Annotated in this window: 20 protein-coding genes; 11 read left to right on the top strand and 9 right to left on the bottom strand. The window is 63.6% G+C overall.

The genetic code is table 11. The features are described from left to right. Positions 1 to 25: 25 nt before the first annotated feature. The 3 genes from AC56QX_RS13680 to AC56QX_RS13670 form a co-directional block, all read right to left on the bottom strand. A complete protein-coding gene (locus AC56QX_RS13680) occupies positions 26 to 268 on the bottom strand; it encodes a DUF1344 domain-containing protein (RefSeq protein WP_027044101.1) in 243 nt (80 codons plus the stop codon). Between the two features lie 456 nt (positions 269 to 724). Then, complete coding sequence (locus AC56QX_RS13675) at positions 725 to 1,675, bottom strand: hypothetical protein (protein WP_497116593.1); 951 nt, start codon at positions 1,673 to 1,675, stop codon at positions 725 to 727. Between the two features lie 80 nt (positions 1,676 to 1,755). Further along, on the bottom strand, positions 1,756 to 2,808 hold the full coding sequence (locus AC56QX_RS13670) for a CapA family protein (protein ID WP_497116592.1): 1,053 nt from the start codon (positions 2,806 to 2,808) through the stop codon (positions 1,756 to 1,758). A 171-nt stretch (positions 2,809 to 2,979) separates the two neighbouring features. Between AC56QX_RS13670 and AC56QX_RS13665 the strand changes: the two genes are divergently transcribed. Then, entirely contained in the window at positions 2,980 to 4,236 is a 1,257-nt protein-coding gene (locus AC56QX_RS13665; RefSeq protein WP_497116591.1) for a hypothetical protein, read from the top strand. A 272-nt stretch (positions 4,237 to 4,508) separates the two neighbouring features. Here the strand turns inward: AC56QX_RS13665 and AC56QX_RS13660 are convergent, their stop codons facing one another. After that, the gene (locus AC56QX_RS13660) at positions 4,509 to 5,723 is read right to left on the bottom strand and encodes a clavaminate synthase family protein (RefSeq protein ID WP_497116589.1); all 1,215 of its coding nucleotides are present in this window, start codon (positions 5,721 to 5,723) and stop codon (positions 4,509 to 4,511) included. 100 nt (positions 5,724 to 5,823) lie between these two features. Here AC56QX_RS13660 and AC56QX_RS13655 point away from each other — a divergent pair, with 100 nt between their 5' ends. Next, on the top strand, positions 5,824 to 6,753 hold the full coding sequence (locus AC56QX_RS13655; RefSeq protein ID WP_497116588.1) for a LysR substrate-binding domain-containing protein: 930 nt from the start codon (positions 5,824 to 5,826) through the stop codon (positions 6,751 to 6,753). A 14-nt stretch (positions 6,754 to 6,767) separates the two neighbouring features. Here AC56QX_RS13655 and AC56QX_RS13650 read toward each other — a convergent pair whose 3' ends face one another. The 3 genes from AC56QX_RS13650 to AC56QX_RS13640 are packed head-to-tail and all read right to left on the bottom strand — an operon-like array spanning position 6,768 to position 11,282. After that, positions 6,768 to 7,703, bottom strand: coding sequence for a hypothetical protein (locus AC56QX_RS13650; protein ID WP_497116586.1), 936 nt, complete (start codon positions 7,701 to 7,703; stop codon positions 6,768 to 6,770). Further along, positions 7,703 to 10,390, bottom strand: coding sequence for a spermidine synthase family protein (locus AC56QX_RS13645; protein WP_497116584.1), 2,688 nt, complete (start codon positions 10,388 to 10,390; stop codon positions 7,703 to 7,705). The genes AC56QX_RS13650 and AC56QX_RS13645 overlap by 1 nt, the downstream gene beginning before the upstream one ends. A gap of 22 nt (positions 10,391 to 10,412) precedes the next feature. Beyond that, positions 10,413 to 11,282 (bottom strand): protein-L-isoaspartate O-methyltransferase family protein, encoded by an 870-nt coding sequence (locus AC56QX_RS13640; protein ID WP_497116582.1) that lies wholly within the window; start codon positions 11,280 to 11,282, stop codon positions 10,413 to 10,415. A 518-nt stretch (positions 11,283 to 11,800) separates the two neighbouring features. Here AC56QX_RS13640 and AC56QX_RS13635 point away from each other — a divergent pair. The 6 genes from AC56QX_RS13635 to AC56QX_RS13610 all read left to right on the top strand — a co-directional run bounded on the left by AC56QX_RS13635 (position 11,801) and on the right by AC56QX_RS13610 (position 19,648). Next, the gene (locus AC56QX_RS13635; protein ID WP_497116580.1) at positions 11,801 to 13,426 is read left to right on the top strand and encodes a DUF2778 domain-containing protein; all 1,626 of its coding nucleotides are present in this window, start codon (positions 11,801 to 11,803) and stop codon (positions 13,424 to 13,426) included. Between the two features lie 129 nt (positions 13,427 to 13,555). Beyond that, complete coding sequence (gene uvrB, locus AC56QX_RS13630; protein WP_497116578.1) at positions 13,556 to 16,720, top strand: excinuclease ABC subunit UvrB; 3,165 nt, start codon at positions 13,556 to 13,558, stop codon at positions 16,718 to 16,720. Positions 16,721 to 17,122: 402 nt separating this feature from the next. Further along, positions 17,123 to 18,649 carry an ABC-F family ATP-binding cassette domain-containing protein gene (locus AC56QX_RS13625; RefSeq protein ID WP_497116576.1) on the top strand — a complete coding sequence of 509 codons (1,527 nt, stop codon included), beginning with the start codon at positions 17,123 to 17,125 and terminating at the stop codon, positions 18,647 to 18,649. Positions 18,650 to 18,735: 86 nt separating this feature from the next. Continuing rightward, positions 18,736 to 19,014, top strand: a complete 279-nt coding sequence (locus AC56QX_RS13620) for a type II toxin-antitoxin system RelE/ParE family toxin (RefSeq protein ID WP_497116574.1) — start codon at positions 18,736 to 18,738, stop codon at positions 19,012 to 19,014. A 27-nt stretch (positions 19,015 to 19,041) separates the two neighbouring features. Further along, complete coding sequence (locus tag AC56QX_RS13615; RefSeq protein ID WP_095201853.1) at positions 19,042 to 19,350, top strand: HigA family addiction module antitoxin; 309 nt, start codon at positions 19,042 to 19,044, stop codon at positions 19,348 to 19,350. Positions 19,351 to 19,474: 124 nt separating this feature from the next. Further along, positions 19,475 to 19,648 (top strand): hypothetical protein, encoded by a 174-nt coding sequence (locus AC56QX_RS13610; RefSeq protein ID WP_497116572.1) that lies wholly within the window; start codon positions 19,475 to 19,477, stop codon positions 19,646 to 19,648. 48 nt (positions 19,649 to 19,696) lie between these two features. Here the strand turns inward: AC56QX_RS13610 and AC56QX_RS13605 are convergent, their stop codons facing one another. After that, a complete protein-coding gene (locus AC56QX_RS13605) occupies positions 19,697 to 20,311 on the bottom strand; it encodes a glutathione S-transferase family protein (protein WP_497116570.1) in 615 nt (204 codons plus the stop codon). 253 nt (positions 20,312 to 20,564) lie between these two features. On the opposite strand from AC56QX_RS13605, the gene AC56QX_RS13600 reads away from it, so the two are divergent. The 3 genes from AC56QX_RS13600 (at position 20,565) to AC56QX_RS13590 (ending at position 22,123) form a co-directional block, all read left to right on the top strand. Further along, complete coding sequence (locus tag AC56QX_RS13600) at positions 20,565 to 20,987, top strand: VOC family protein (RefSeq protein ID WP_497116568.1); 423 nt, start codon at positions 20,565 to 20,567, stop codon at positions 20,985 to 20,987. Positions 20,988 to 21,088: 101 nt separating this feature from the next. Then, complete coding sequence (locus AC56QX_RS13595) at positions 21,089 to 21,442, top strand: DUF1428 domain-containing protein (protein WP_477444088.1); 354 nt, start codon at positions 21,089 to 21,091, stop codon at positions 21,440 to 21,442. A gap of 93 nt (positions 21,443 to 21,535) precedes the next feature. After that, positions 21,536 to 22,123 (top strand): dihydrofolate reductase family protein, encoded by a 588-nt coding sequence (locus tag AC56QX_RS13590; protein WP_497116566.1) that lies wholly within the window; start codon positions 21,536 to 21,538, stop codon positions 22,121 to 22,123. A gap of 2 nt (positions 22,124 to 22,125) precedes the next feature. On the opposite strand, the gene AC56QX_RS13585 is transcribed toward AC56QX_RS13590, so the two are convergent. Next, positions 22,126 to 23,754 carry an IS1634 family transposase gene (locus AC56QX_RS13585; RefSeq protein WP_497111064.1) on the bottom strand — a complete coding sequence of 543 codons (1,629 nt, stop codon included), beginning with the start codon at positions 23,752 to 23,754 and terminating at the stop codon, positions 22,126 to 22,128. Positions 23,755 to 23,790 lie beyond the last annotated feature (36 nt).

Raw genomic sequence — 23,790 nt, 5'->3', positions numbered from 1 at the left:
GTCTGCCGACGCATGACGCTAGCGGCTACGAAGCCTTCTTGATCGACGTCACCATGCCGGTCTTGTCATCGACGGTCACAGCCACCTTGGCGCCGACCTTCAGTTTGCCGACCTTCGCTTCCGGCGACAGCTGGTAAATCTTGCCGTCGTCAAGCGTGATCGACTTGGTCGTCGGATCGACCGCCTGGATAGTGCCCTGAACGGACGCGGCATAGGCCGTGCCGAGGAAGGCGAGCAGAGCGGCAGTGGTTACGAGGGTTCTTTTCATCGGATGTACTCCGTGCTGTTTCGGATTTCCGGGCCGTCGCCTTGGGCAACGACAGCACCGAACGAGCCGACACTGGGCCGGAAAGCCTGCTGGCCGCAAATCACGTTGAGTGAATTTTCGCAAAGGAAATCATAGGCTTAATTCTGACACATTGCTTGCAGGTCAACAGGACTGGTGTCATCTCGCGCCAATCGCGTCAGCGAATTCTGCCACGAAAAGAGTCTGTTAGATGCCATATGACTGTCATCACGCCACTGCCGTAATTGCTGTCCGGCGGGATCACAAAAAACGTTCCGGGAAATCGACAGGACACGTTTTGTTTCGACGCCGGCCAGAGCAATTCCAGGAAAAGTGTGATCGGTTTTCTCGGGAAAAGCGCAGAGCGCTTTCCCTTGGGAATTGCGTGAAAACAAAGGCCTAGAGCAGTTCACCGTTTCCGTGAAACGGTGAACTGCTCTAGGCCGCGTCCTTGGCGCCGATCTTGCGCACCAGCGCCGCGGTCGCCAGCATGGCGCCCATGTCCGAGATCATCGGCGCGACATGCGTGGTGTAGTCGAGCGGCACCGATATTTCGGGCAGTTCGAAGAAATTCTTCGCCTGCGGCAACAGCAGGAAACCATCGCCGCCATTGAGCGCAACGCGGGCGGGATCGTCCGGCCAGGTCTCGCCGAGCCATTTCAGCGCCTGCGCCAGCCGGCCCATCACCAGCGGCCGCGCCGCCTCGACATTGTCGGTGCGGAATTCATACGCCGCATCGAGTTCGGGCACGCCGGATGACAGCTCCTGCATTTTGCCGGCGAACATGCCGCGGAAGAAGCCCATGACCGCATTGGTGCGCCGCGTCGCCACCAATATTCCCGGGAACGGGTCGATGGCCGCGAAAGCGACGATGACGCCCTTGAAGGTCGTCGCCTTGGTCTTGGTCGACGCCCCATCCCAAAGGTCCGCTTCGTAGAGTTCGAACGCAAACCCGTCATAGCGTCCCGATATGACATCGTCGAAGCGGCTCATGCTGGCGCCGCCGACCGTCTCGCGCGGCAGCCGGTCGAAGGAATGCGGCGTCACCTCATGTTGGTAGCGCATATCCCCGATGAAGCCGAAGATGATCGGCATCAGCGTCTCGCGAAACGATTGCTGCAGCCGCGTTGCCGGCCGGATCGCCCGGAAATAGAGCAGGATCGCCGTCACGAAACCGATGATGTAGAGAAACACATGCGGCGTCGAAAACCATTGCTCGTTGGGATCGGCAACCTTGTTGAACAGCCAGGCGATCAGCGCCACGGCCACCAGCACCAAGCCAACGAAAAGCGGCGTGCGCCAACGCACCTGCCTCAGCGTCGAAGCCCTCGCCGCTTCGTAGGCTTCGATGCCCTTCCGGATGGCTGCGATCTCAGTCTCATCAGGCATGAAATCCGCTGTTTCCACCGCCGTCTCTCCGCCGCCAGCACGGCTGCATGATAGCTGCTTTTGTGGGGGCCACCAGACGGCTAGGCAGTGACACCCTCTTCCGTTGCCGGAGAAGGAAAGATCGCTCTCAGCCGCCCCTCGACCTTGTCACGCATTCGGCTCTCCAACCCTGCCACCGGAACCAACCGTTCATGATCCCTGTCCCGCAGCCGCACGAACGGATACATCCGGTAAGACGCAATCGCCCCGCGCGTCCCTGCATCCGCGCTGACATCGACAACGAAAATGCCGCCGATGCGCCCCGGCCATGGCTGTCGGGCAAGGGCAGTACCCAAAAAATCGCCGAGCCCATAGGCGACGATCGTGCCGCCGATCCGCTCCACCGGCTGCACGACATGGGCGTGATGACCGGCGATCAGCCCGACGCCCTGCCCGGCCAGGCGCCTGGCCAATGCCCTTGTTCCGGCGCGCGGAAAGTGCCGGAACTCCCAGTCCCAGTGCGGCACGGCGCAGCGAAGGTCGAAATGATCGCGCTGCCAGCCCGTCGGGTTCATCGACACACGCCCGGCAAACAGGTTTTCATCGGCATTGCGCCACAGCGTGAAGGCGGCGAAGCCGATATCCAGAGGCCCGACTTTGACCGGCTGCACCGGACCGTCGGCGGCGAGGCCAATGACGCAGATACCAAGCCGCTTCAGCGCCGCCACCGTCTCTTCGAAACCGGCGACGCCCTGGTCGAGGACATGATTGTTGGCCAGCGACAGCACCAGTTTTTCACGCGCAATGCCGACCGCCGCGAGCGCCTCGGCCAGAAATCGCTCGCTCATCGCGTGGTGCGTGCCAAGCTTTGTGCCGAGCACAGCACTTGGCCTATCCACGACAGGGCTTTCGCAATTGCCGATCACCAGATCGGCTGTGCCAAGCAGCGCCTTGATCGCCGGGTCGCAGTCCGGCGCACGGCGGTTGGCCACCGCCGAGATGTCGCCGATGAAGGCAAGCCGCACCGTCCTTCCCGGCGGTGGCTCCATCAACGTCCCCGCCATCGGCGCAAACCCGTTGCGGTCGCCGCCAAGCGACGGTTTCAGGAAACGCGGCAGCCAGGACAGTTTGTAGGAAAGCGGATAGTTCGACACGCAATGCCCAATCGTTTGCCCTGTGTAGACGGTCCGGAAGGCGGGTAGAAGCATATCCCTCGACAATCATGCAACGAAGTGGACAGTGCATCGGCGCTGACAGGCGCTCTGCCTCAAATAGCCCCAAATCTGTGTATGATTGTCGGCGACAAATGCTTGGGAGGGGAAACGATGACACGAATAGCAAGCCTGCTGGCATCCGCTTTCATTGTGCTTATGCCCTGGTCTTCCGCCAGTGCCGCCATGCCCGAGGCGGCAACCGTTCTGTTCGAGGCCAAGACCGTGGCCGCACGCGACAGCGCCCTGTCGACGCTGGAGGCCGCCGCGCCAAAAGATCCGGCCTCGGCCTATGCCGCCGGCGCCGGCGAATTCTTCACGGCGCTGGAGCTGCTCGCCAGCGGCCTGCACCGCCATGGTTTCGAGAGCCCGCAATCCTTCATGCTGCCGCTGATGCAGCTGCCGGTGCCGCCCAATCCCAACCCTGAGCCGCTGACCTACGAAGAGTTCCGCGCCATACTGGTCGCCTTCCGCGATCGGCTGGCGAAATCCGCCGCGACGCTGGGCTCGGTGCCCGCCGATGCCGATATCGGCATGGTCATCGATCTCACCCATGTCGGCATCGACCTCAACGAGGACGGCACGATTGCGCCCGACGAAAGCATGGCGGCGATCATGGCCGCGCTTTCACGCGGTAGCATTTCGCAGGGCGATGCCGCACCTGCGCTGACCTTCCGCTTCGACCGCGCAGACGGCTATTGGCTGCAAGGCTATGCAGAGTTCCTGATGGCGCAGGCCGATTTCTGGCTGGCGCATGATTTCAGGGGCACGTTCGACGGCTCGTTCCACATGCTGTTCCCGCGCGCAAAATTGCCGTTGCAGGACATCCTCGTGCCGCCGCCGAGCGAGATGGGCTCGAGCATCTTCTCCTCGGAATGGCGCATCGCCGATTTCATCTCGATGGTGCACATGATCAACTGGCCGGTGGTCGAGCCGGAGCGCCGCAAGGCGGCGCGCCAGGAATTGCTCGAAATGATCCGGCTGTCGCGCGAGGACTGGAAGGCGATCCGCGCCGAGACCGACAATGATCGCGAATGGCTGCCCGGACCGCAGCAGAAGGGCGAGAACCCGCTGACCGGCCTCGAAGTCGGCGAGGAACAGGTGCAGGCTTGGCTCGCCACTCTGACCATGGCCGAGGACCTGCTCGAAGGCCGCGCGCTGCTGCCGCATTTCCGCATCACCGGCAAAGGCATCAACATGAAGCGCTTCTTCGACGAACCGAAGAATTTCGACCTGGTGCTGTCGATCACCGGCCCGGCGATCGCGCCTTATCTCGAAAGCGGCAAGATCCTGACCAGCGAGGATTTCGACCAAATCCAGCGCGAATTCGGCGGCGGCGGGTTTTTGACCTTTGCGCTGTGGTTTAATTGAGAGACGCGCCGTCGTCATCCTGGGGCGTAGCAAGGAGCGAAGCGACGCGGCGCAGACCCCAGGGTCCATGCCGCGACATCAACGCGCTGCAGCGGTGCAGATTTTATTCGGTTGTGCCGATCACCGGCTATCTATTCTGAACCGCTGCATTCTTCGACAAGCGTCGCGGCATGGACACCAGGGTCTCCGCGACGGAGCTTCGCTCCTGCTTCGCCCAGGGATGACGAAGTTGGTTAGGCTCCGGTCAATAGCCGCATACGATGGAACACCGCCTAGAAAATAGCTCCTTGGTATAAAATCGCCTCCGCCTCCTCCGGCGCGAACCGTCTGGCCAGCGTCCGAAACGCGCTGTGCACGCCGTCGCGGTCGATGTTGCAGCTTCTGAGATGGCGCACGGCAAGCGTCGGGTCGAAGGCGCTGCGGCCGTGCAGGACGCGCTGGTTGTCGAAGACCAGCACCTCGCCCGGCTGCAGCTGGTGCTGGAACTGGTTCTGCGGATCGCAGATCAGCCGCGTCAGTTCGGCCAGCGCCTCGATCAGCCCGTCGATCCGGTCCAGAGGCGCCCATTGCGGCGCCAGGCAGCGGTCATTGTAGCGGATGCCGGTGACGGCGCCCGCCGCATCGAGGCTGATGACATGCGCCTCGGCGCTGAAGAACACCTCGCCTTCATGCTCGCGATGGAAGGTGACGCCGTGCCGCGTCAACAGCTCGAACAGCTCCGGCGTGCGCCTCCGCATCAGCTCGGCGACCTGAAAGCCGTCGACCATCAGCGAGGTGCCGCCGGTGCCCGCTCCGGTGCGGATGGCGTGGAAGAAGATAAAGCCCGGCGGCGCATAGCGGAACGGCTCGTCCGTATGCGGGATCTGCGCCCGCGCCGTCTCGCCTGCCACCCGCGCATCCGGCCGCGAGGTCAGGTCGAACACCTTGCCGTAGCTGGTCTCGCGGATCGGCCCGTAGCGGCCGGCAACCCGCACTGTTGCTTCCGTCTCGGCCGGAACGCCGGTCAGCATGGCGATGCCGTGATCCCTGAGCGCCCTGAGCGACTGAAACAGCGCTTCGTCATCCGCGACCACCGCATCGAAAGCGAAATGGCCAAGCCGCCCAGCAAGGTCGCTGTGCCACAGCTGCGGCTGGAAACGGACCGGGCCGGAGCCGCTAACATGGCTCGCCAGAAAGGCCGCGCCGTAATGCGAGACATGCCCATCCTGCCAGATGGCGGTGACCTGCCCGGGAGCGGAGACATCGAAGCTCTCGGCATGGATTTCCTTGCCGACATCGGCCGGCGTCAGCCACCTCTTGCCCGAGGCGGTGTCGCCGCATTCACCGCATTCGCAGACGAGCCGCAGCCAGCGCGTCGAGAGTTTTGCCGAGCGGCCGTCCGCTAGTTCGACAGCGACGCGACCGCCCTCGGCGCGCATTGCGCGGATCGGCACCGTCTGTAAGGCAGCGTCTCTTGGCTGGCTTGCATGCTTTGGCGTGTCGAGCATCTGGCATCCCCTGCGGTTGAATTTCTTCGACCAGCCTAGGCGACGAAAAGTCCGTGTTCAAACGAGTTCCTTTCCCCAGGTTTTGAGGTAAATTCAAAACATGACAACGCTGAGGGACTTGCCGCTTTCCGGTTTGCGGGCGCTGGTGGCCGCCGCCAGGGCCGGCAGCCTGACGCGCGCCGCCGAGGAGCTCGGCGTCACGCCCGGCGCCATCGGCCATCAGATTCGACAGTTGGAAGAGCGCCTCGGCGTCAAGCTGGTCCGGCGTGAAGGCAATGGCATTTTGCTGACCCGCGCCGCCGAGGCCGCCTTGCCCGATATCGACCGCGGCTTCGACGCGATCGCCTCCGGCATGCGCCGGCTGCGCTTCGAACGCAAGGCCGAGACCTTCACCATCTCGGCTGATCCGTCCTTCGCCTCGCTTTGGCTCGCGCCACGCCTTGCGATGGTGCGGCCGGCCCTGGGGCGGCTCGAGGTCCGCATCGTCGCCTCCGTCGGGCTCGACGCCATGGCGGAGGAAGGCGTCGACCTCGCCATCAGCTACCGCAAGGGCGCGGCATCGGACATCGCGGCGCTCGACCTCTTCACCGAACGGGTCATCCCGGCCTGCGCGCCGGCGCTGGTCGAGGGGCATGTCGGTCCAGACAGGGCCGAAATGCTGGACAGGATGCCGCTGCTGCATATCGACCCGACGATGGGCGACGATGTCTACCCCACATGGCGGGGCTGGTTCACAGCGGCGGCGCGGCAAAGGAAAGACATCGACCAGGGTCCGCGCTTCGGGTTGACCATCGTCGCGGCGCAAGCGGCGATCGCCGGTATGGGCGCGCTTCTGGCCAGCGAATTGGTGTTGCGCCGCCATCTCGACGCGGGCCATCTCGTCGAAATCGCGCGCGAAATACCGGCACTGACCATCAAGCGTCGCATCGTCTGGCCCGAGCACGGCCCGAAGGCACGCCGCGCCGCAGCGGTGGCGGCGGCACTCATGGCGGCGGCCGGAACCGGCATCGATGGCGCGCTGCCCGCTTGAAATGCTGCCCAGGTCTAGCGCGGGAACCCGTGCACGCGCCCTAGCAACCACTGCAGCGGATTGCCGACGAAGGCGCGCGTGACGAACGTATCGTGGGCGGCATCCGAGGCGAGGAAGGCGATGGTGCCGGCTTCGAGGCGGCGCGGCGGGTCGGAACTGGCATTGATGCCCTGGCCCGCCAGCAACTGCCGGATCTCGGCATTGCCGGAAGCCGAGGATTTGCCATAGGCGCTGACGAAGAAACTCTTCCGGTGCTGCACGATCCAGGTAGCAAAAATGTCGGCTTCGTCGAAGACGGCATCGAGCAGAATGACGCCGAGCACGCGGCCGCCGATGTCACCATTCTTGAGAATAAAGGCTGCGGGATTGTAGCCGCCGCTATAGGCGGCCAGCACCACCGGCATGGCGTCGAATTTTGCCGCCTTGGCGCCAGTGAGTTTGGCCAGGCCTTGCGCCGCCTCGGCCATGAAGCTGGCGAAATAACCCGGCGTCCAGAAATTGCCGGCGCTGGAATCCTGCGCATTGCTGGCGAATTGCGGCGCCACCAGCACGGCATTGAGGCCGGAGGCCTCCACCTGCGCGACGACCCGCTGGCGGCCGACCACGTCGCGCTGCAAGGTGGCGCCATTGCCGTGGAAGAACACCACGATGACCGCCGGCTTCGCCGGATCGAACCCTTTCGGCACCGCCAGCAGCGTCGAGCGGTCGGAATAGGTCTCGTCCTCCCAATAGATGCCGCCGCGCGGCGAAGTGTGGCCACGCCTTCCATCCGACGCGGTGACGTCGAGGAACGGTGCGGAGCCATCGGGCAGCTTGCCCCGATAGGGAAACGGCGACGCCTTGAACGGCACGATGGTCGAGATAGCCTTGTGCAAGCGCGCCCCCTGGCTTGCCACCGGAAACACCGCCGTGGCCAGCAATCCGGCGACGATGGCGCGCCGGTCAACCATCAGGCTGGTACCAGCCGCACAGCCGGCGCCCTCGACGGCAACAGCACCGCGAAGAAGGCCGGGATGGCGATGAGATAAGCGACCGCCGACCATTGCAGCACGGCGCTCAGCCCGAAGCTGGTGGCGACAATCGGCACGGCGGCCGAGCCGATCACCGAGAAACAGCCATTGATGCCCCACGCCCAGACGAACAGATGCTCCTTGCCGAGCCACGCCAGCCAGGTCATGGCGGTGGCCATCGGCATGCCCATCAGGAAGGCCGGCGGCGACACCAACAGGAAGCAGAGCAGCAGCCGCACCGCATAGGGATAGGCGCCGATCCAGTCGAGCACCGGCGACAGATAGAAGCCATAGGCGAGCAACAGCACGCAGACCGCCAGCAGCACGACCGGCAGCAGCGTCCTGGCGCGGTCGAAGATGCGTTCGGCAAACAGGCTGCCGAGACCGGAGAACACCAGCATCGAGGAGATCAGCACCGAGGCCGACACGGTCGGATTGGCGAGCGCCACGGTGAAGCGGCTGATCAGCCCGACCTCGACCATGATGTAGCCGAGGCCGAGGCAAGCGAAATAGAGGATGGTGCCGAGCTTGCCGCGCGAGCGCGAGAACACGATGCGCCAGCCGAAGAGGACCGGCAGCAGCACCAACGATGCCGCCGTGATGCAGGCGATGCCGAGCGTCGCCCAGATCAGCAGGTAACCCCAATCGTCCTGGAACAGATCGAGCCGGTCGAGCGTGCGCGGCAGGTCGGCGACCTTCACATAGGCGGCGAAATAGGGCTGGTCGTTGCTCAGCGCCCGCGCGTCGAAGACATAATCGCCGGCGAGTTTTTCCCAACCGCCGGTCAAAAGCGCGTGCCAGGTCATGCGCTGTAGTTCCGTCGCCGGCAGCACCTGCGGGCCGGCATCGCCGCCGGCACCCGCGCAGGTGTCCAGCGTCGGATCGGCAGGTGCCGTCGGGTCGCAATCGGGATTTACAGGCGCGGTCGCATCGGCGGCCGGCTGGGTCAGCGTCGCATCCTGTCCGCTGCCGAAGATCGAGGCGCGGTAATCATCGAGCACCTTTTGCGCGCCCGAACCGTCATAAACCATTCCTGGATAATAGACCTCTTCCCAGGACATCGACTTGGTGTAGTCGCGCAGCGTCTTGATTTCGGCCTCGCTGAAGCCGCCACGCTTGAACAGCACCGTGGTCGTCGACAGATAGCTCGACACGGCGAAGATGTCGTTGGCCGCGCCTTGCGGGTCGAACGCTTTCGCCGCCTCGGCGATGGTCGAATAGAGCTTCAGCACCGATTTCGGCGGCTCTTCCTTGTTCCACAGGGTCACCGACAGCACGCCGCCATCGGCAAGCGCGTGCATGTAGCTCAGCATCGCCTCATGCGTGTAGGCATATTTTTCAGAGATGGCGAAGCCGCCCGGATTGGACAGGCCGACACTGTCGGCGAGGCTGAGGTCGATGACGTCGTAGCGCTCTGTCGTGTTGGCAAGGAACAGGCGCCCGTCATAGTCGATCACCTTGAGCCGCGGCTCGGCCAGGATATCGCCGGTGACATCCCTAAGGATCGGATCGCGAAATGCCCGCAGCGTCATCGGATTGCTCTCGGCGACGGTCACCGATGTCGAACCGGCATTGAGCGCGGCCTGGGTGGAGATGCCGCCGCCGAACTGCACCACGAAGGTTTTGGGCTTGTCCTTGATGACATAGGGGTAGTGCATCGGCAGATAGCGGAAATAGACCTGCTCGGCCGGCGCCAGATTGCGCATGATGCCTTCCGGCCCGTCACCGTCGCGGTACATGCCGACATAGGTGTTGGCCGGCACTTCGGGCATGCCGAAGGCGGCATTGTCGCTCAAGCCTGGCGCGAAATGCATGTAGGAGCTGGCATAGACCTGCAAATCGCCGAACGGCGAGACGCTGCGGTAGATGCGCTTGCCGTCCGGAAAGTTGCGGGCATAGGCGACGCCCTTGTACTGCGACACGGCGATGTCGGGGATGCCGAGCAGACCGGGCAGCATGAGGTAGCCGGCGATCGACAGCGCCGCCACGACCACGCCGGCGACAACGCTCTTCCAGGCGCCGAAGGCGAAGAACCACAGCAGCGAGCCGGCGGCCCACAGCAGCAGCGGCACGACGATGATGGTTTCCGGTGCGAACAGATAGAGCGACACCAGCACGACGAGGCCAGCCAGCCCCGACCCGGTGAGGTCGGCGAAATAGACGCGGCCGAAAGCGGTGCGGCTTTTCAGGAAGACGATGCCGAGGAAGAACGCGCCGGCCAGGAATGGCAGGAGATAGAGCAGGAAATTGGCCAGCAGCCGCCATTTCTGCGCGGGATCGGAGACCAGGAAGATGGCGTTGAACGGCACCGTCTGGGCAACAAGGTTGGCGCCGACGGCAAGCGGACCGATCAGCAGCAGGGCCGCGGTGGCCGCCCCTTGCCAGTGACGGTCGAACCAGCCCTTGCCGGCGAAGATGACGACGCTGGACAGCGAGAAGCCGAGCATGGCGAGGCTGACCACCAGGGAGCCGAAATGCGACCAGCTGCCGACGGCGAACACCCGCATGACCGCGATCTGCAGCGCGATAATGGCGCCGGCGATCAGCCCGACCGCGAGATAGTGCGCGAGCCGCGGCGCCTCCAGCGAGGCAATGCTTGGTCGAGAGGTCGATACGACAGCCGTCATTCAGGCCCCTTGATGCGGCAACTCAACCGTTGTGCGTGCCGACGATCTGGTCGCCTTCCAGCTTGGTGAACGGCACGAACGGCACCACCTTGCCATTGTAGATGTCCGAGCGAACGATGTTGAACGTGCCATCGGCAAGCTGCTGCTTGATCACCTTGAGCACGTGCTGCGCGCCCGGCGGGCCGACCGGAATGACCATGACGCCATTGGGCTTCAACTGCTGCAGCAGCGAGGGCGGGATGTGGTCGATGCCGCAGGTGACGATGATCTTGTCGAACGGGCCGACGCTTTCCCAGCCATAATAGCCGTCGGCATTGCGGCTGGTGACCGAGCCAAACACGCTGTAGCCGCGATCGATCAGCGCGTCATAGGTGCGCCGCGTGCGCTGCGCCAGCGGATTGATGATCTCGATCGTGTGCACCTTGTCGGTGAGGTTGGCGAGATAGGCCGACTGGTAGCCCGAACCCGTGCCGACCTCGAGCACGGCTTCGCCGAACTGCACGTCGATGGCCGTCGTCATGCGTCCGACCAGATGCGGGCCGGAAATGGTCACGCCATAGCCGATATCGAGGAAGGCATGGTCATAGGCGCGCCCCAGATTCTGCGGTAGAACGAATTCTTCACGCGGCGTCGAAAGGAAGGCGCGCTTGTTGCGGTCGTCCAGCACATCCTTGTTGTAGACCATGATCTGGAAGCGATCGAACCGCTCGGCCAAAAACTTCGGATCCTCGCCGCGATTGGCCACCATCCAGTCGATGAACGATTTTTTGTCGTTGAACGGCACTTCGGCGTTGCGGTCATAGGCCACCGGCAAGGCAGCCCTGACGGTGGCCGGAAGAATGGAGAACGCCGCCGCACCCGCCGACAGCGTCAAGAAATCCCGACGCTTCATGGAAAAGCCTCCAAAAGTGGCCTTTGCCACCCCAAAACCAAGCACTTCAACGGGATTGCACCGCCTCCCAAAACGAGTCAATGGCCGTCGGGAGGCGGGCGTCCGGTCCGGAAAAATGTTGCAAACGGGCAACAGTTTTTGCGATGCCATCGGCCTTTTTCAGCATCTTGGAATGGCGCGCCGCATTGACGCAGGGCCCGCTGGAGCGCCTTTGCCTTAGATTAGCAAGAGCTGTTGTGCTTGACTCGGCCGTCAAAAACAGGCAGCAAACCTGGATCGGAAGGGCTGAAATACCGCGTGCATGATCGTGGACGAGCCTTTTTTGGCACAAAGTCCACGTCTCAAAGTTGGTTTTGAGAGGGATTGGTTAACCAACTTTGTCCATATTTTGAAGCAATCGGCAATCAACGACAGGCGCGGCAAACGCGTCGGGGACCACCCTGGGATCACTCGCAGAATGGTCGTCGCGGCTGACAAGGCCACGTACGGGGAAAACCGATTGGAGCGAGATTGGTTGCATGGCGTTGTCGAGTAAACACAAAATAATCTGGGACCAACGCGAAGGCGGCCAGCAGGCCGATGCGCAGCGTTCCTCTCCCTTCAACCCGCAACGGATCGTCCGCTGGGTCGCTGTGCCCGGCGTCAGCGCCGCCGTCGGCCTCTGGCTGATCGGCACCATGGCGGGCCTCAGTTCCGTCGGCGCCTCGCTGTCGGCGACGTCGGGCGGCGGCCTGCCGCAGACGCTGGCCATGCCGGGCTCGTTGGCGATGGCCGATCCGCTGAAACAGCATTTCCTCAGATCCTCGGCGCCATTCGTGCTGGCCAATGCCCATGGTGGCGCGCAGGCCCTGCACGACCATGCCGTGCAATGCGGCGCCAGCTGCTTCAAGCTGGCCAGTGTGAGCCCGCTGGCGGAAAAATCCGCGCGCCTCGTTGCACATGCGAAGCCCGAACAGCCAATCCTGAAGTCGAAGGCGCAGGAGCGCTTCGAACGCATGGAAGCGTCGCTGTCGCCGGCCAAGCTCGCCGCCGCTTTTGCAGTCGCAGGCAAGCCTGTTGCCGTGGCCGACGCCCGCCCGGTGATTTCCAGCATCGGCGCGCAGATCACCGAAGCCTCGCTGGTGCCGTCTTCACAGGTCATGGCCAGCCTGTCGGATGACATGCCGGCTCCCGCGGCGGAACGCTTCGCCCGCGCCGATACCGTGGTCCAGACCGCGCCGACGCCGAGCGGCTTTGCCCAGTCGCAGACGCCTGACAACGCGCAGCTGGCGCTGGCCCTCGTCGAGTCGATGCCGGTCGATGACGAGGCATTCGCCTCGCCGCTGCCGATGACCGAATCCTCGGCCGATGTCGCGGTCGCGCCGGTCGAGACCCAGCAGCAACAGCCCGGCGACGCCGCCGCGCTGCCGGATGCACTGACCGACGACGTGCCGCTGCCGACCCGTCGCCCGCAATATGACACGCCGCAGCCCAAGGCCGTGGAACAGGACAGGCCCGCGCTGCAGCCCAAGATTGCTCAGCCCAAGATCGCGCAGCAGAAACCGGCGCCGCAAGCGAAGCCGGTCCAGCAGGCACAGCAGCCGGCAAGGCCGGCCAGGACCGGCCGGTCTGGCGATGGCGGTGATGTGCTGGCCTATGCCAAGCCGGACACGCCTTCGGGCGGCCTTGGCCAGGCGTTCAGGAACCTGTTCAACGGACCGAACCCCGGAAGCGGCGCCGGCCACGGCGTCGCCGTCTATGACATCAGCGCCAAGACCGTCTACATGCCGGACGGCCAGCGGCTCGAGGCGCATTCCGGCCTCGGCGCCATGGTCGACCAGCCGCGCTATGTCCACGTGAAAGATCGTGGTCCGACGCCGCCCAACACCTACAATCTGTCGCTGCGTGAATCGCGCTTCCATGGCGTCGAGGCCCTGCGCCTGACTCCGGTCGGCGGCGGCAACAAGTACAACCGCAACGGCCTGCTTGCCCACACCTACATGCTGCGCGGCGGCCGCGCCGAGTCCAATGGCTGCGTCGTCTTCCGCGACTACGCCCGCTTCCTCGCCGCCTTCAAGAAGGGCAAGGTCACCCGCCTCGTCGTGGTGCCGCGCCTGAACGGATCGCCGACCCAGGTAGCGACTGACAACGCACGCGGCGCCTGACCACGACAGGCAGGCATCCCCCGATACCTGACTTCCTCCTGACAGCCTTCTGTCAGGAGCCGCATCCGGGGATGCGGCTCGCCGCATCCCGCTCTTTCCATTTTGGCCAAGACTCACCATATTCGGGCCATGGCCAAATCCCCCGACAAGAGAACGCCGCCGACGGCGGATGACGACCGCGCCGCGCCGAAGCGGCGCAGCCCGCTGACCGATTTCCTCGACGCCTCGGAGCCGCTGCACAGAGGCGGCTTCGCCGAGATGCCGCAGCCCGAACTGTCGGGCACGCCACTGACCGGTTCGATCGCGGATTGGGCCGAGCAGATCGAGCAGGAGGCCGAGAAGGAAGGGCGCCAGACCAGCAAGGGCGACGGCGGCAAATCGCCAAAACCGTCGAAGAAGATCCCCGAACGCTCCGCCGCCCCGGGTCGCAGCTCGCGCGGCACTTCGATGGGTGGCGCGGCAACGGCCAGGGAGCGGACCGCGGCCGGCCTTAATCCGGTCGCAGGTCTCGATATCTCGCTGGAAGACGCCGAGACAATGGCCTCGAGCAGCGTCACCGCCACGGTGGCAGCGCTGTCGGCGCTGATCGAATCCGGCAATCCGCTGCACAAGGACGGCGTGCTGTGGACACCGCACCGCCCTGCCCGCCCGGAGAAATCCGAAGGCGGCATTGCCATCAAGATGGTGTCGGACTTCGAGCCGGCCGGCGACCAGCCGACCGCCATCAAGGATCTGGTCGAAGGCGTCGATAACAACGACCGCACCCAGGTGCTGCTTGGCGTCACCGGCTCGGGCAAAACCTTCACCATGGCCAAGGTGATCGAGGAGACGCAGCGCCCTGCCCTGATCCTGGCGCCCAACAAGACGCTGGCGGCGCAGCTCTATTCCGAGTTCAAGAAATTCTTCCCCGACAACGCGGTCGAGTATTTCGTCTCCTACTACGACTATTACCAGCCGGAGGCCTACGTTCCGCGCACCGACACCTTCATCGAGAAGGAATCCTCGATCAACGAACAGATCGACCGCATGCGCCATTCGGCGACGCGCTCGCTGCTTGAGCGCGACGACGTCATCATCGTCGCCTCGGTGTCCTGCATCTACGGTATCGGCTCGGTCGAGACCTATACGGCAATGACCTTCCAGATGCAGATCGGCGATCGGCTCGACCAGCGCGCGCTGCTCGCCGACCTCGTCGCCCAGCAATACAAGCGCCAGGACATCAATTTCGTCCGCGGCTCGTTCCGCGTGCGCGGCGACACGATCGAGATCTTTCCGGCCCACTTGGAAGACCGCGCCTGGCGCATCTCGATGTTCGGCGACGAAATCGAGCAGATCACCGAATTCGACCCGCTGACCGGCCAGAAGACCGGCGAGCTGAAAAGCGTCAAGATCTACGCCAATTCGCACTATGTGACGCCGCGCCCGACGCTGAACCAGGCGATCAAGTCGATCAAGGAAGAGCTCAAGCACCGGCTGGTCGAACTGGAACGCGCCGGCCGCCTGCTGGAAGCGCAGCGGCTGGAGCAGCGCTGCCGCTTCGATCTGGAGATGCTGGAAGCCACCGGCTCCTGCGCCGGCATCGAGAACTATTCGCGCTATCTGACCGGCCGCCAGCCGGGCGATCCGCCGCCGACACTGTTCGAGTACATTCCCGACAATGCGCTGGTCTTCATCGATGAAAGCCATGTCACCGTGCCGCAGATCGGCGGCATGTATCGAGGCGACTTCAGGCGCAAGGCGACGCTGGCCGAATACGGCTTTCGCTTGCCCTCCTGCATGGACAACCGGCCGCTGCGCTTCGAGGAATGGGACGCCATGCGGCCGCTCTCCGTCGCCGTCTCGGCGACGCCTGGCGGCTGGGAAATGGAACAGGCCGGCGGCGTCTTCGCCGAGCAGGTCATCCGCCCGACCGGGCTGATCGATCCGCCGGTCGAGGTGCGCCCGGCGAAAAGCCAGGTCGACGATGTCGTCGGCGAGATCCGCGAGACCACCAAGGCCGGCTACCGCACGCTGGTCACCGTGCTGACCAAGCGCATGGCCGAGGACCTGACCGAATATCTGCATGAGCAGGGCGTGCGCGTGCGCTACATGCACTCCGACATCGACACGCTGGAGCGCATCGAGATCCTGCGCGATCTTCGCCTTGGCGCCTTCGACGTGCTGGTCGGCATCAACCTGTTGCGCGAAGGTCTCGACATTCCCGAATGCGGCTTCGTCGCCATTCTCGACGCCGATAAGGAAGGCTTTTTGCGCTCGGAGACGTCGCTGATCCAGACCATCGGCCGCGCCGCCCGCAATGTCGACGGCAAGGTCATCCTCTATGCCGACCAGGTCACCGGCTCGATGGAGCGGGCGATGGCCGAAACCAGCCGCCGCCGTGAGAAGCAGATGGAGTGGAACGCCGCCAACGGCATCACGCCGGAATCGGTGAAGTCGCGCATCTCAGACATTCTGGACTCCGTCTACGAGAAGGACCACGTCCGCGCCGACATCTCGCAGTTCACCGACAGCGCCGGCGCCATGATGGGCAACAACCTCAAGGCCCATCTCGACGCGATGGAGAAACAGATGCGCGACGCTGCCGCCAATCTCGACTTCGAGAAGGCGGCCCGCATCCGCGACGAAATCAAGCGCCTGCGCGAGATGGAACTGTCGATCTCCGAAGACCCGCTGGCCAAATATGCCGATATGGAAAGCCCGGTGTCGGGCCGTGAAAAGGGCAAGCACAACAAGGGCGTGGCCAAACACCGTACAGCAGAGGAACAGGAGCGGTTCCGCAAGCTCGACGAAGCACGTGCCGCCGAAGAGGCCGCCAAGGCTGCCCGGTCCAACCTCTTCCGCAAGCCGGCGCTTGACGAGATGGGCGCCGACGGCGCCGTGCCGGTGAAGAAGCCGCTATTCGCCAAACCTTCGATCGACGACATGGGCCCAGGCACCGACATGCCGACGCCGGCAGGCGCCGTGTCACGCTCGCTGTTCAAGAAACAGTCGGCTGAAGAGGCGCATGGCTCGGACTTCGGCATTCCCGGCGACGCCACCAAGCCGCTGTTCAAGAAGAACTCGCTGGACGAGATGACCGTGCGACGCACGGAAAAGCCGGTCGAGGGAAAAGTGCCGGCGAAGCCCCAGCCGATCTCCCCCCTCGTGGGGGAGATGCCCGGCGGGGCAGGCGTGAAGGAACGTGACGGCAAACCAATCGTCCGTCAGCGCGCCGGCATCGGCTCTTACGAGGATCCAGGCGACGCCCGTCGCGAAAAGCGCCGGCCGGGCAAGACGGGTCGGCCGGGGAAGTAGTCTCGAAGGACGCCGCGTTTTGGCGTCCTTGGAAACGCTGGCGGGACAGCGCCCCCCTCTGTCCTGCCGGACATCTCCCCCACGAGGGGGGAGATAGGCAGTTCCAGCGCATCGCTCCCTCCTGGACTTGCCCCCACCCCCACCTTTGGTGTAATCGCTCCCCAACACTCGAACGTCTTGAAAGGAGGGCTCACGTGTTTACGTTTCATCGTCACCATCGTCAGCGTGGCCCGATTTCTGCCCTGCGAGCTAGCTTGCAGGGCTGACCAGGGACGGTCCGGGTTTTTCCCGCTTCGATTTTTTGGTCTGCCCTTCGTGGTGCCGCTAAGCCGAGCCTGATGGCCGGCACGCGCACCGTCAAAGTGCATCCGGAATTGTTCCGGCAAGACCAGAGAAATCCAAATGGCCCTGATCAGCCTCAAATCCCTCGGCGTCACCATGAGTGCGCCGCTCTTCGCCAACCTCGACCTCACCATCGGCAGCGGCGACCGGCTCGGCATCGTCGCCGCCAATGGCCGCGGTAAGTCGACCTTGCTCAAATGCCTGACCGGCGAGATGGAGCCGACCTCCGGCGACATCACCCGCACGCGCGGCCTGCGCGTCGGCCATGTCGAACAGTCGGTTTCCCCTGCCCTTCTCAGCCGCACCTTCCACCAGGTGGTGGCCGATGCCCTGCCGGCCGAGCAGGCCGACAGCGAGATGTGGCGCGTCGACGTGGTGCTGGATTCGCTCGATGTGCCCGAGGCGATGCGCGAACGAGAAATGCAGGCACTGAGCGGCGGCTGGCAGCGGCTGGCGCTGATCGCCCGCGTCTGGGTCACCGATCCAGACGTGCTGCTGCTCGACGAGCCGACCAACCATCTCGACCTTGCCCGCATCAGCCAGCTGGAAAGCTGGCTGAACGCGCTGCCGCGCGAGGTGCCTGTGGTCATCGCCAGCCACGACCGCGCCTTCCTCGACGCCACCACCAACCGGACGCTGTTCCTGCGCCCGGAACAGTCGCCGGTGTTCGCGCTGCCCTATTCCCGCGCCAGGCAGGCGCTTGATGAGGTCGACGCCTCGACGGCGCGCAAGTTCGAGCGCGACATGAAGGTCGCCCAGCAGCTGCGAAAGCAAGCCGCCAAGCTCAACAATATCGGCATCAACTCCGGCAGCGACCTGCTCACCGTCAAGACCAAGCAGCTCAGGGAACGTGCGGAGAAACTGGAAGACGCGGCGAACCCGGCGCATCGCGAGAAATCGGCCGGCGCGATCAAGCTCGCCAATCGCGGCACCCACGCCAAGGTGCTGATCACGCTTGACGATGCGGCGGTCGAAACACCCGACGGCACGCTGCTGTTCAGGACCGGCAAGCGCCACATCTGCCAGGGCGACCGCATCGTGCTGCTTGGCCGCAACGGCGTCGGCAAGTCGCGCTTCGTCACCCTGATCCGCAACGCCATAGCCGAACCCGACACGGTCCAGAACGTGAAGGTGACGCCGTCGACGGTGCTCGGCTACAGCGACCAGGCGCTGTCGGGCATCAGCGGCGACGACACTCCGCTGGCGATGGTGTCGCGCCGCCATGATGTCGGCGAACAGCGCGCCCGCTCGCTGCTTGCCGGCGCCGGCGTGGTCATCGAGATGCAGGAGAAAAAGATCGGCGTGCTCTCCGGCGGCCAGAAGGCGCGGCTGATGATGCTGGCGCTGAGGCTCGCCAACCCCAACTTCTACCTGCTCGACGAGCCGACCAACCATCTCGACATCGATGGCCAGGAAGCGCTGGAGGAGGAGTTGCTAAAGCACCAGGCAAGCTGCGTGCTGGCCTCGCACGACCGCTCCTTCATCCGCGCCATCGGCAACCGCTTCTGGCTGATCGACAAGCGGAAATTGATCGAGGTCGAGGATCCGGAGGGCTTTTTCCGCGAGGTGGCTGAGGCGGGCGGTTGAGGGCGAAGCATCGATACCCTCAATCAACCTGTAAATTATTTGCTTACACCTCTTGATTGGTGTAAGCAATATGTTTACATATATCCATGATCAAGTCCTTCAAGAACAAGGCGCTGTCGGACCTCTTTCAAACCGGGAAAACCGGCAAGATCGACGCCAAGATGTACAAGCGCATTCTTGTCCGGCTTGACCGCTTGGAAGCATCGGAAAAGCCCGAGGAGATGAACCTTCCCGGCTTCGACTTCCACCCGCTGAAAGGTTTCGATCCCATCCGCTACACGGTCCATGTCAATGGCCCGTGGTGCATCACATTTGAATTCGACGGTACGGACGCCGCCCGTGTCGATTTCGAGCAATATCACTGAGGCGGCCAGATTGGAGAAGTTCGACTTATGAACGTGCACAAGCCGACGCGTCCGATCGAGCGTTGTCCCTCCCACCCGGGAGCGCTGCTTGAGGACATCATCCCGGCAACTGGAAAGACCAAGGTGGAAATTGCAAATCTGCTCGGAATCTCCCGGCAGCAGCTCTATGACATCATCCGCGAAAAGAAGCCGGTTTCGCCGGCAGTGGCCGCCCGCCTTGGGAAGCTGTTCGGCGACGGCGCTGCGATCTGGCTTCGCATGCAGGCGGCTTTCGACGCCTGGCACGCTGAGCGTGAAGTGGATGTGTCAGCTATCCCAACGCTTAAGGTCGCCTAGGCCCCGTTCTGGATTGAATCCGGTGTCGTAACAAAAATTCCGACGCCCTGTCGGATCGCCTGAACCTGCCTCGTCCTTGGGATGCCGACACGATGATGCCGGCTTCATCTGAGGAGAAAGCATCATGTCCATTCTGTCATCCCTGGGTCGCGTTGCCTCCCGTTACGCACAGAACCGCGCCCGCTACCGCAGCGAACGTGAGCTGCTGTCCCTGCCGATCGAACTGCGCAAGGATATCGGCTGGCCGGAAATCGTCATCGACGCACAAAACAGTCCGCGGATCCGCAGGACGCCCTGACATGCGGTCGGAAAATATCGATGCAGGCCGCCACGGGGCGACCATTGCTCAATCATGCGTGTCGCCCGAGAGCGGCGTCGCCTGCATCGATCCGCGCTTTTCGAAAGCGTCGAACCAGCGCGTCAGCCGCGCCCGCGACCGAAAAGGCGGAAGGTTGCGGAACGCCATCCAGGACAGCGTTGTGGCGAGCGCTATATGGCCGAGATGGAGCGGCGCGCCGTCGTCCAGGGTGCCTTCGATCCAGTCGTAGCTTGCCTCGATCTTATCCCGATATCCCCCGGCAAGAGCGTCATAGCGCAGCGGCTCGGGCCTTCTTTCCGTCTCCCAGCGCAAGGCGATGCCCGTCTGCGCCAACCCTTGGGCGACCGCCTGCAGCCGCAATGCGTGCCAGCGCGCCTCGCCGTCTTGCGGCAACAGCTTGCGGCCGTCATGCAGCGTGTCGAGATAGGCGCAGATGACATCGGAATCAAAGAGCGCCGATGCGCCGGGCCGCAGCAGCACCGGCACTTTGCCGAGCGGGTTTTCGGCGTAGACACGAGCATTGCGCAAGGTCGGACTGGTCTCGTGATGAATGACCTCGAGCCGATCGGCAATGCCGATCTCATGCGCGAAGACGAGCGCCTTGCGCGCGAAAGGTGAGTGGGTCTGATAATAGAGGATCATTGTCGTCCCAGGGGTTGAGGAGGCGGCGCGTGATCCTGCCGTTCTAGCCTGCACGCTGCGAGAATTGCGCTCTGATTGCGGGCCGCCGGCGCAAGTTCGTTTCACGCCTTCCGTTCAAACCGCCGCTTGCACGATCTGTCGGCGACCGGCCCGAAAAATTTTCACCGCCATGTAGGATTGCCGTCACCTCATGCGTCCTAGGGGTCGCAAGGCCAGGCCAAACGTCCAAACCAGACGCAAAGAGGAGCAAGACATGACTGACCAGACCCCCGTTCAGCCCAGGGCAGAAGTGCTCGGCGGATTGACCCCCTACCTGCAGGTGGACGGTGCCTTCAAGGCTGCCGATTTCTACAAGAAGGCCTTCGGCGCGGAGCAGGTTTTTGCCTATCCGGCGGATGAGCAGGGCCGCACCATGCACATCCATCTTCACGTCAACGGTTCGACGCTGATGCTGGGCGACGCCTATCCCGAACACGGCCATCCGCATAAGCCGGCGCAGGGCTACACGCTGCAACTCCATCTCGACGATGGCGACATCGACAGCTGGTGGCAGCGCGCCGTCGATGCCGGCTGCGAAGTGGTCACGCCGTTGCAGGTGATGTTCTGGGGCGACCGCTGGGGCCAACTGAACGATCCGTTCGGCGTCGCCTGGGCGATGAACGCGCCGGTGAAATAGATTTCCCGTCGAGCAGGCGTCGCCCGCCAGGGCTGACGCGCTCACCGCGCCGGGTCGTCTCCCCGCCGACCCGGCGTTCGTTTCAGCAAAGGAATTCCACCATGTCCTATGTCGATGGTTTCGTACTTGCCGTGCCAAAGGCCAAACTCGACGACTACAAGAAGCTGGCCAACCTCGCAGGCCCCATATGGATGGAACATGGCGCGCTCGCCTATGTCGAATGTATCGGCGACGACGTGCCCTATGGCGAGCTGACCTCGTTTCCGCGTGCCGTCCAGGCAAAGGACGACGAGATCGTCGTCTTCGCCTGGGCGGTCTACGCATCCAGGCAAAGCCGCGACGCGGTGATGGCCAAGGTGATGGCCGACCCGCGTTTGACACCCGATTTAGGCCCCATGCCCTTCGATATGAAGCGCATGATCTTCGGCGGCTTCAAGCCGTTCATTGAACTGTAGGCCGTAACATCCCGACCGATCGCCAGCTGCCGCATGCCGACGCCGACAGCAGGGCGCGAAACCTCGTTCCATCTCTCAAAATAGGACCGACTTATGCGCAAACTGATCGTATTCAACAGCATATCGCTCGACGGCTATTTTACCGACGGGCACGGCGACATGGACTGGGCGCACAGCCAGGATCCGGAATGGAACGCTTTCGTCGCCGACAATGCCAAGGGCGGCGGCATGCTGGTGCTGGGCCGGGTTACTTATGACCTGATGATCCAGTTCTGGCCGACGCCGATGGCCGCCCAGATCGCGCCTGTGGTGGCCGAGCGCATGAATGCCATGCCGAAGGTCGTGTTTTCCCGCACGCTCGACACGGCGAGTTGGAACAACACCGAGTTGGTCAAAAGCGGAGCGGCCGCGAAGCTTCGGGAATTGAAGCAGCAGGCAGGCAATCACATGACCATCCTGGGAAGCGGCAATCTCGTCGCTCAATTGGCCGAGGAGAATTTGATCGACGAATACCAGTTCGTCATCGTCCCGATCATGCTTGGCGCCGGCAGGACGATGTTCGAAGGCATCGGCAACCGGCTTAACGTCAAGCCCCACTTAAACACCGCCTGTAAGAATATGTTATTATATCAGCACGTTAGGCGCGCGCCGGCGCGTGTTACCACTACATTTTGGGGATGATCTCAGGCGAGTTGTTCGTCGAGGTTGTGTGGCAGAGCGATGCCAGATGCCTTGAAGACGTTGCCCACTTGGCCCGTAACGTGAGTTCTGGTTGTGACGATGCGACCATCCTTTTCTATGGTGGCTTCCTGGAGGCGGTCGAGATCGCGTAGGAGCGGCTGCCATTCGGGCGTCAGGCCTTTGGCCCGGCAGAGGCGGCGCAGTTCCTTGCTGAGCACGAGCGCCAGGAACGAGCAAAACACATGCCCGCGGATGGCGGCATCGGATTGGTGGAAGATCGGCCGGGTATTGAAGGTTGCCTTGGCGGCGCGGAACAGGCTCTCGACCTCGAGCAAATCGCGATACCGCAGCACGGCCTGGAGCGGGGTCACCTTCGCGTTGGTCCGCACCACGGTGAGGCCGTCGTACCGGGCTTCCTCGGCAAGCTTGCCGACATCGATCTTGAAGTTCTTGCCGCTGGCCTTGAGGTAACGCCGGTAGGCCGAGTTGCCGACCAGTGCCTTGTCGCCCTTCTTGAGCTGTGCCTCGAGGCCGGCGATGATCGCCTGGCGGTCGGCCTTGTCCTTCTCGGCCTCGGCGTCATTGCGGCTGACAATGTAGCGGTCTTTACCGACCTTGACCTCTTTGACCCACAACTGAGTTTCACCGCGCTGGCGCTCGAGAACGAGCGGAACCATCGGTGCCGCGTCATTGAGCACGACGTTGTGGATCACGCTGCTCGAGCGTTCGCGGGCCCCCAGAATGTATTCCATGCCCAGCTTTTCGAGCGCGGCGATGGTATCGGCGCTGATCATGCCGCGATCGGCGACAACGCAGGCGCGTGTGACGCCGAAGCGCGTTCGCAGCCGATCGACCACCGGCAACAGGACGGTCACGTCAGCGGTGTTGCCGGGCACCATCTCGGTGCAGATCGGCCGGCCCTCGGCATCAACGACCAGCGCCAGGATCATTTGCGCCAGATCGGGGCGGAAGTCCTTGGAATGCCCGCGCTTGCCCAGCGTCTCGCCGCCCGCGCCATGGAAGGACAACGAGGTTGTGTCCATGAACACAAGGCTGAGGTCGGTGAACAGGTCCTGCCGGCGCGCGAAGAGCTTTTCCTCGATCACGTCTTTCACGCAGCGCGCCACCAGCGCGCCTTGCGCCTTTTCGCCGAGTTCCTCGCCCAGCCACGCCATGGCCCGGTAAAAGTGATGGAGCGCCAGACCCTCGGCGCCCTCGATACCATAATCGGCCATCCAGTTCGCGCAGTCGCGGTCCGAGCCGGACACGAACAGCCGATGCAACGTGCCAATGAACACCGCCCGTTCCACCGCAAAGCCGAACTGGCGCCCCTCCAGCACCTCTTCCAGCACATCGCCGATCCCGAGCCGCTGCCACAGCCGCCCGAACAACAGCGGACCGCCAATGCGGCGAGAGGCAATCCGCCCCGCGTCAATGTCGGACAGGATGAGGCTGCGTTCGCCATGGCGCGCAATCGAGGCCGCCAATCTGTCAAGTTCGCCGCTGGCAACCAGCGCATCCTTGCGGCCCAGCGCCTTTATCGTGCGCTGGCGAACGGTTTTGCCGTCGCGGACACTTTCCACGAGGTAGAGATAGCGGTGGCCGCGCGCGACTCTCTCAACGACAAACATGCCAGCGTTGTTAGCGAATAAATGCCGTCAAATCCA

Source organism: Mesorhizobium sp. RCAM 06353 (assembly GCF_059683585.1).
The sequence above is the reverse complement of the archived record's forward strand: the minus strand, read 5'-3'. Positions and strand labels throughout refer to the sequence as shown.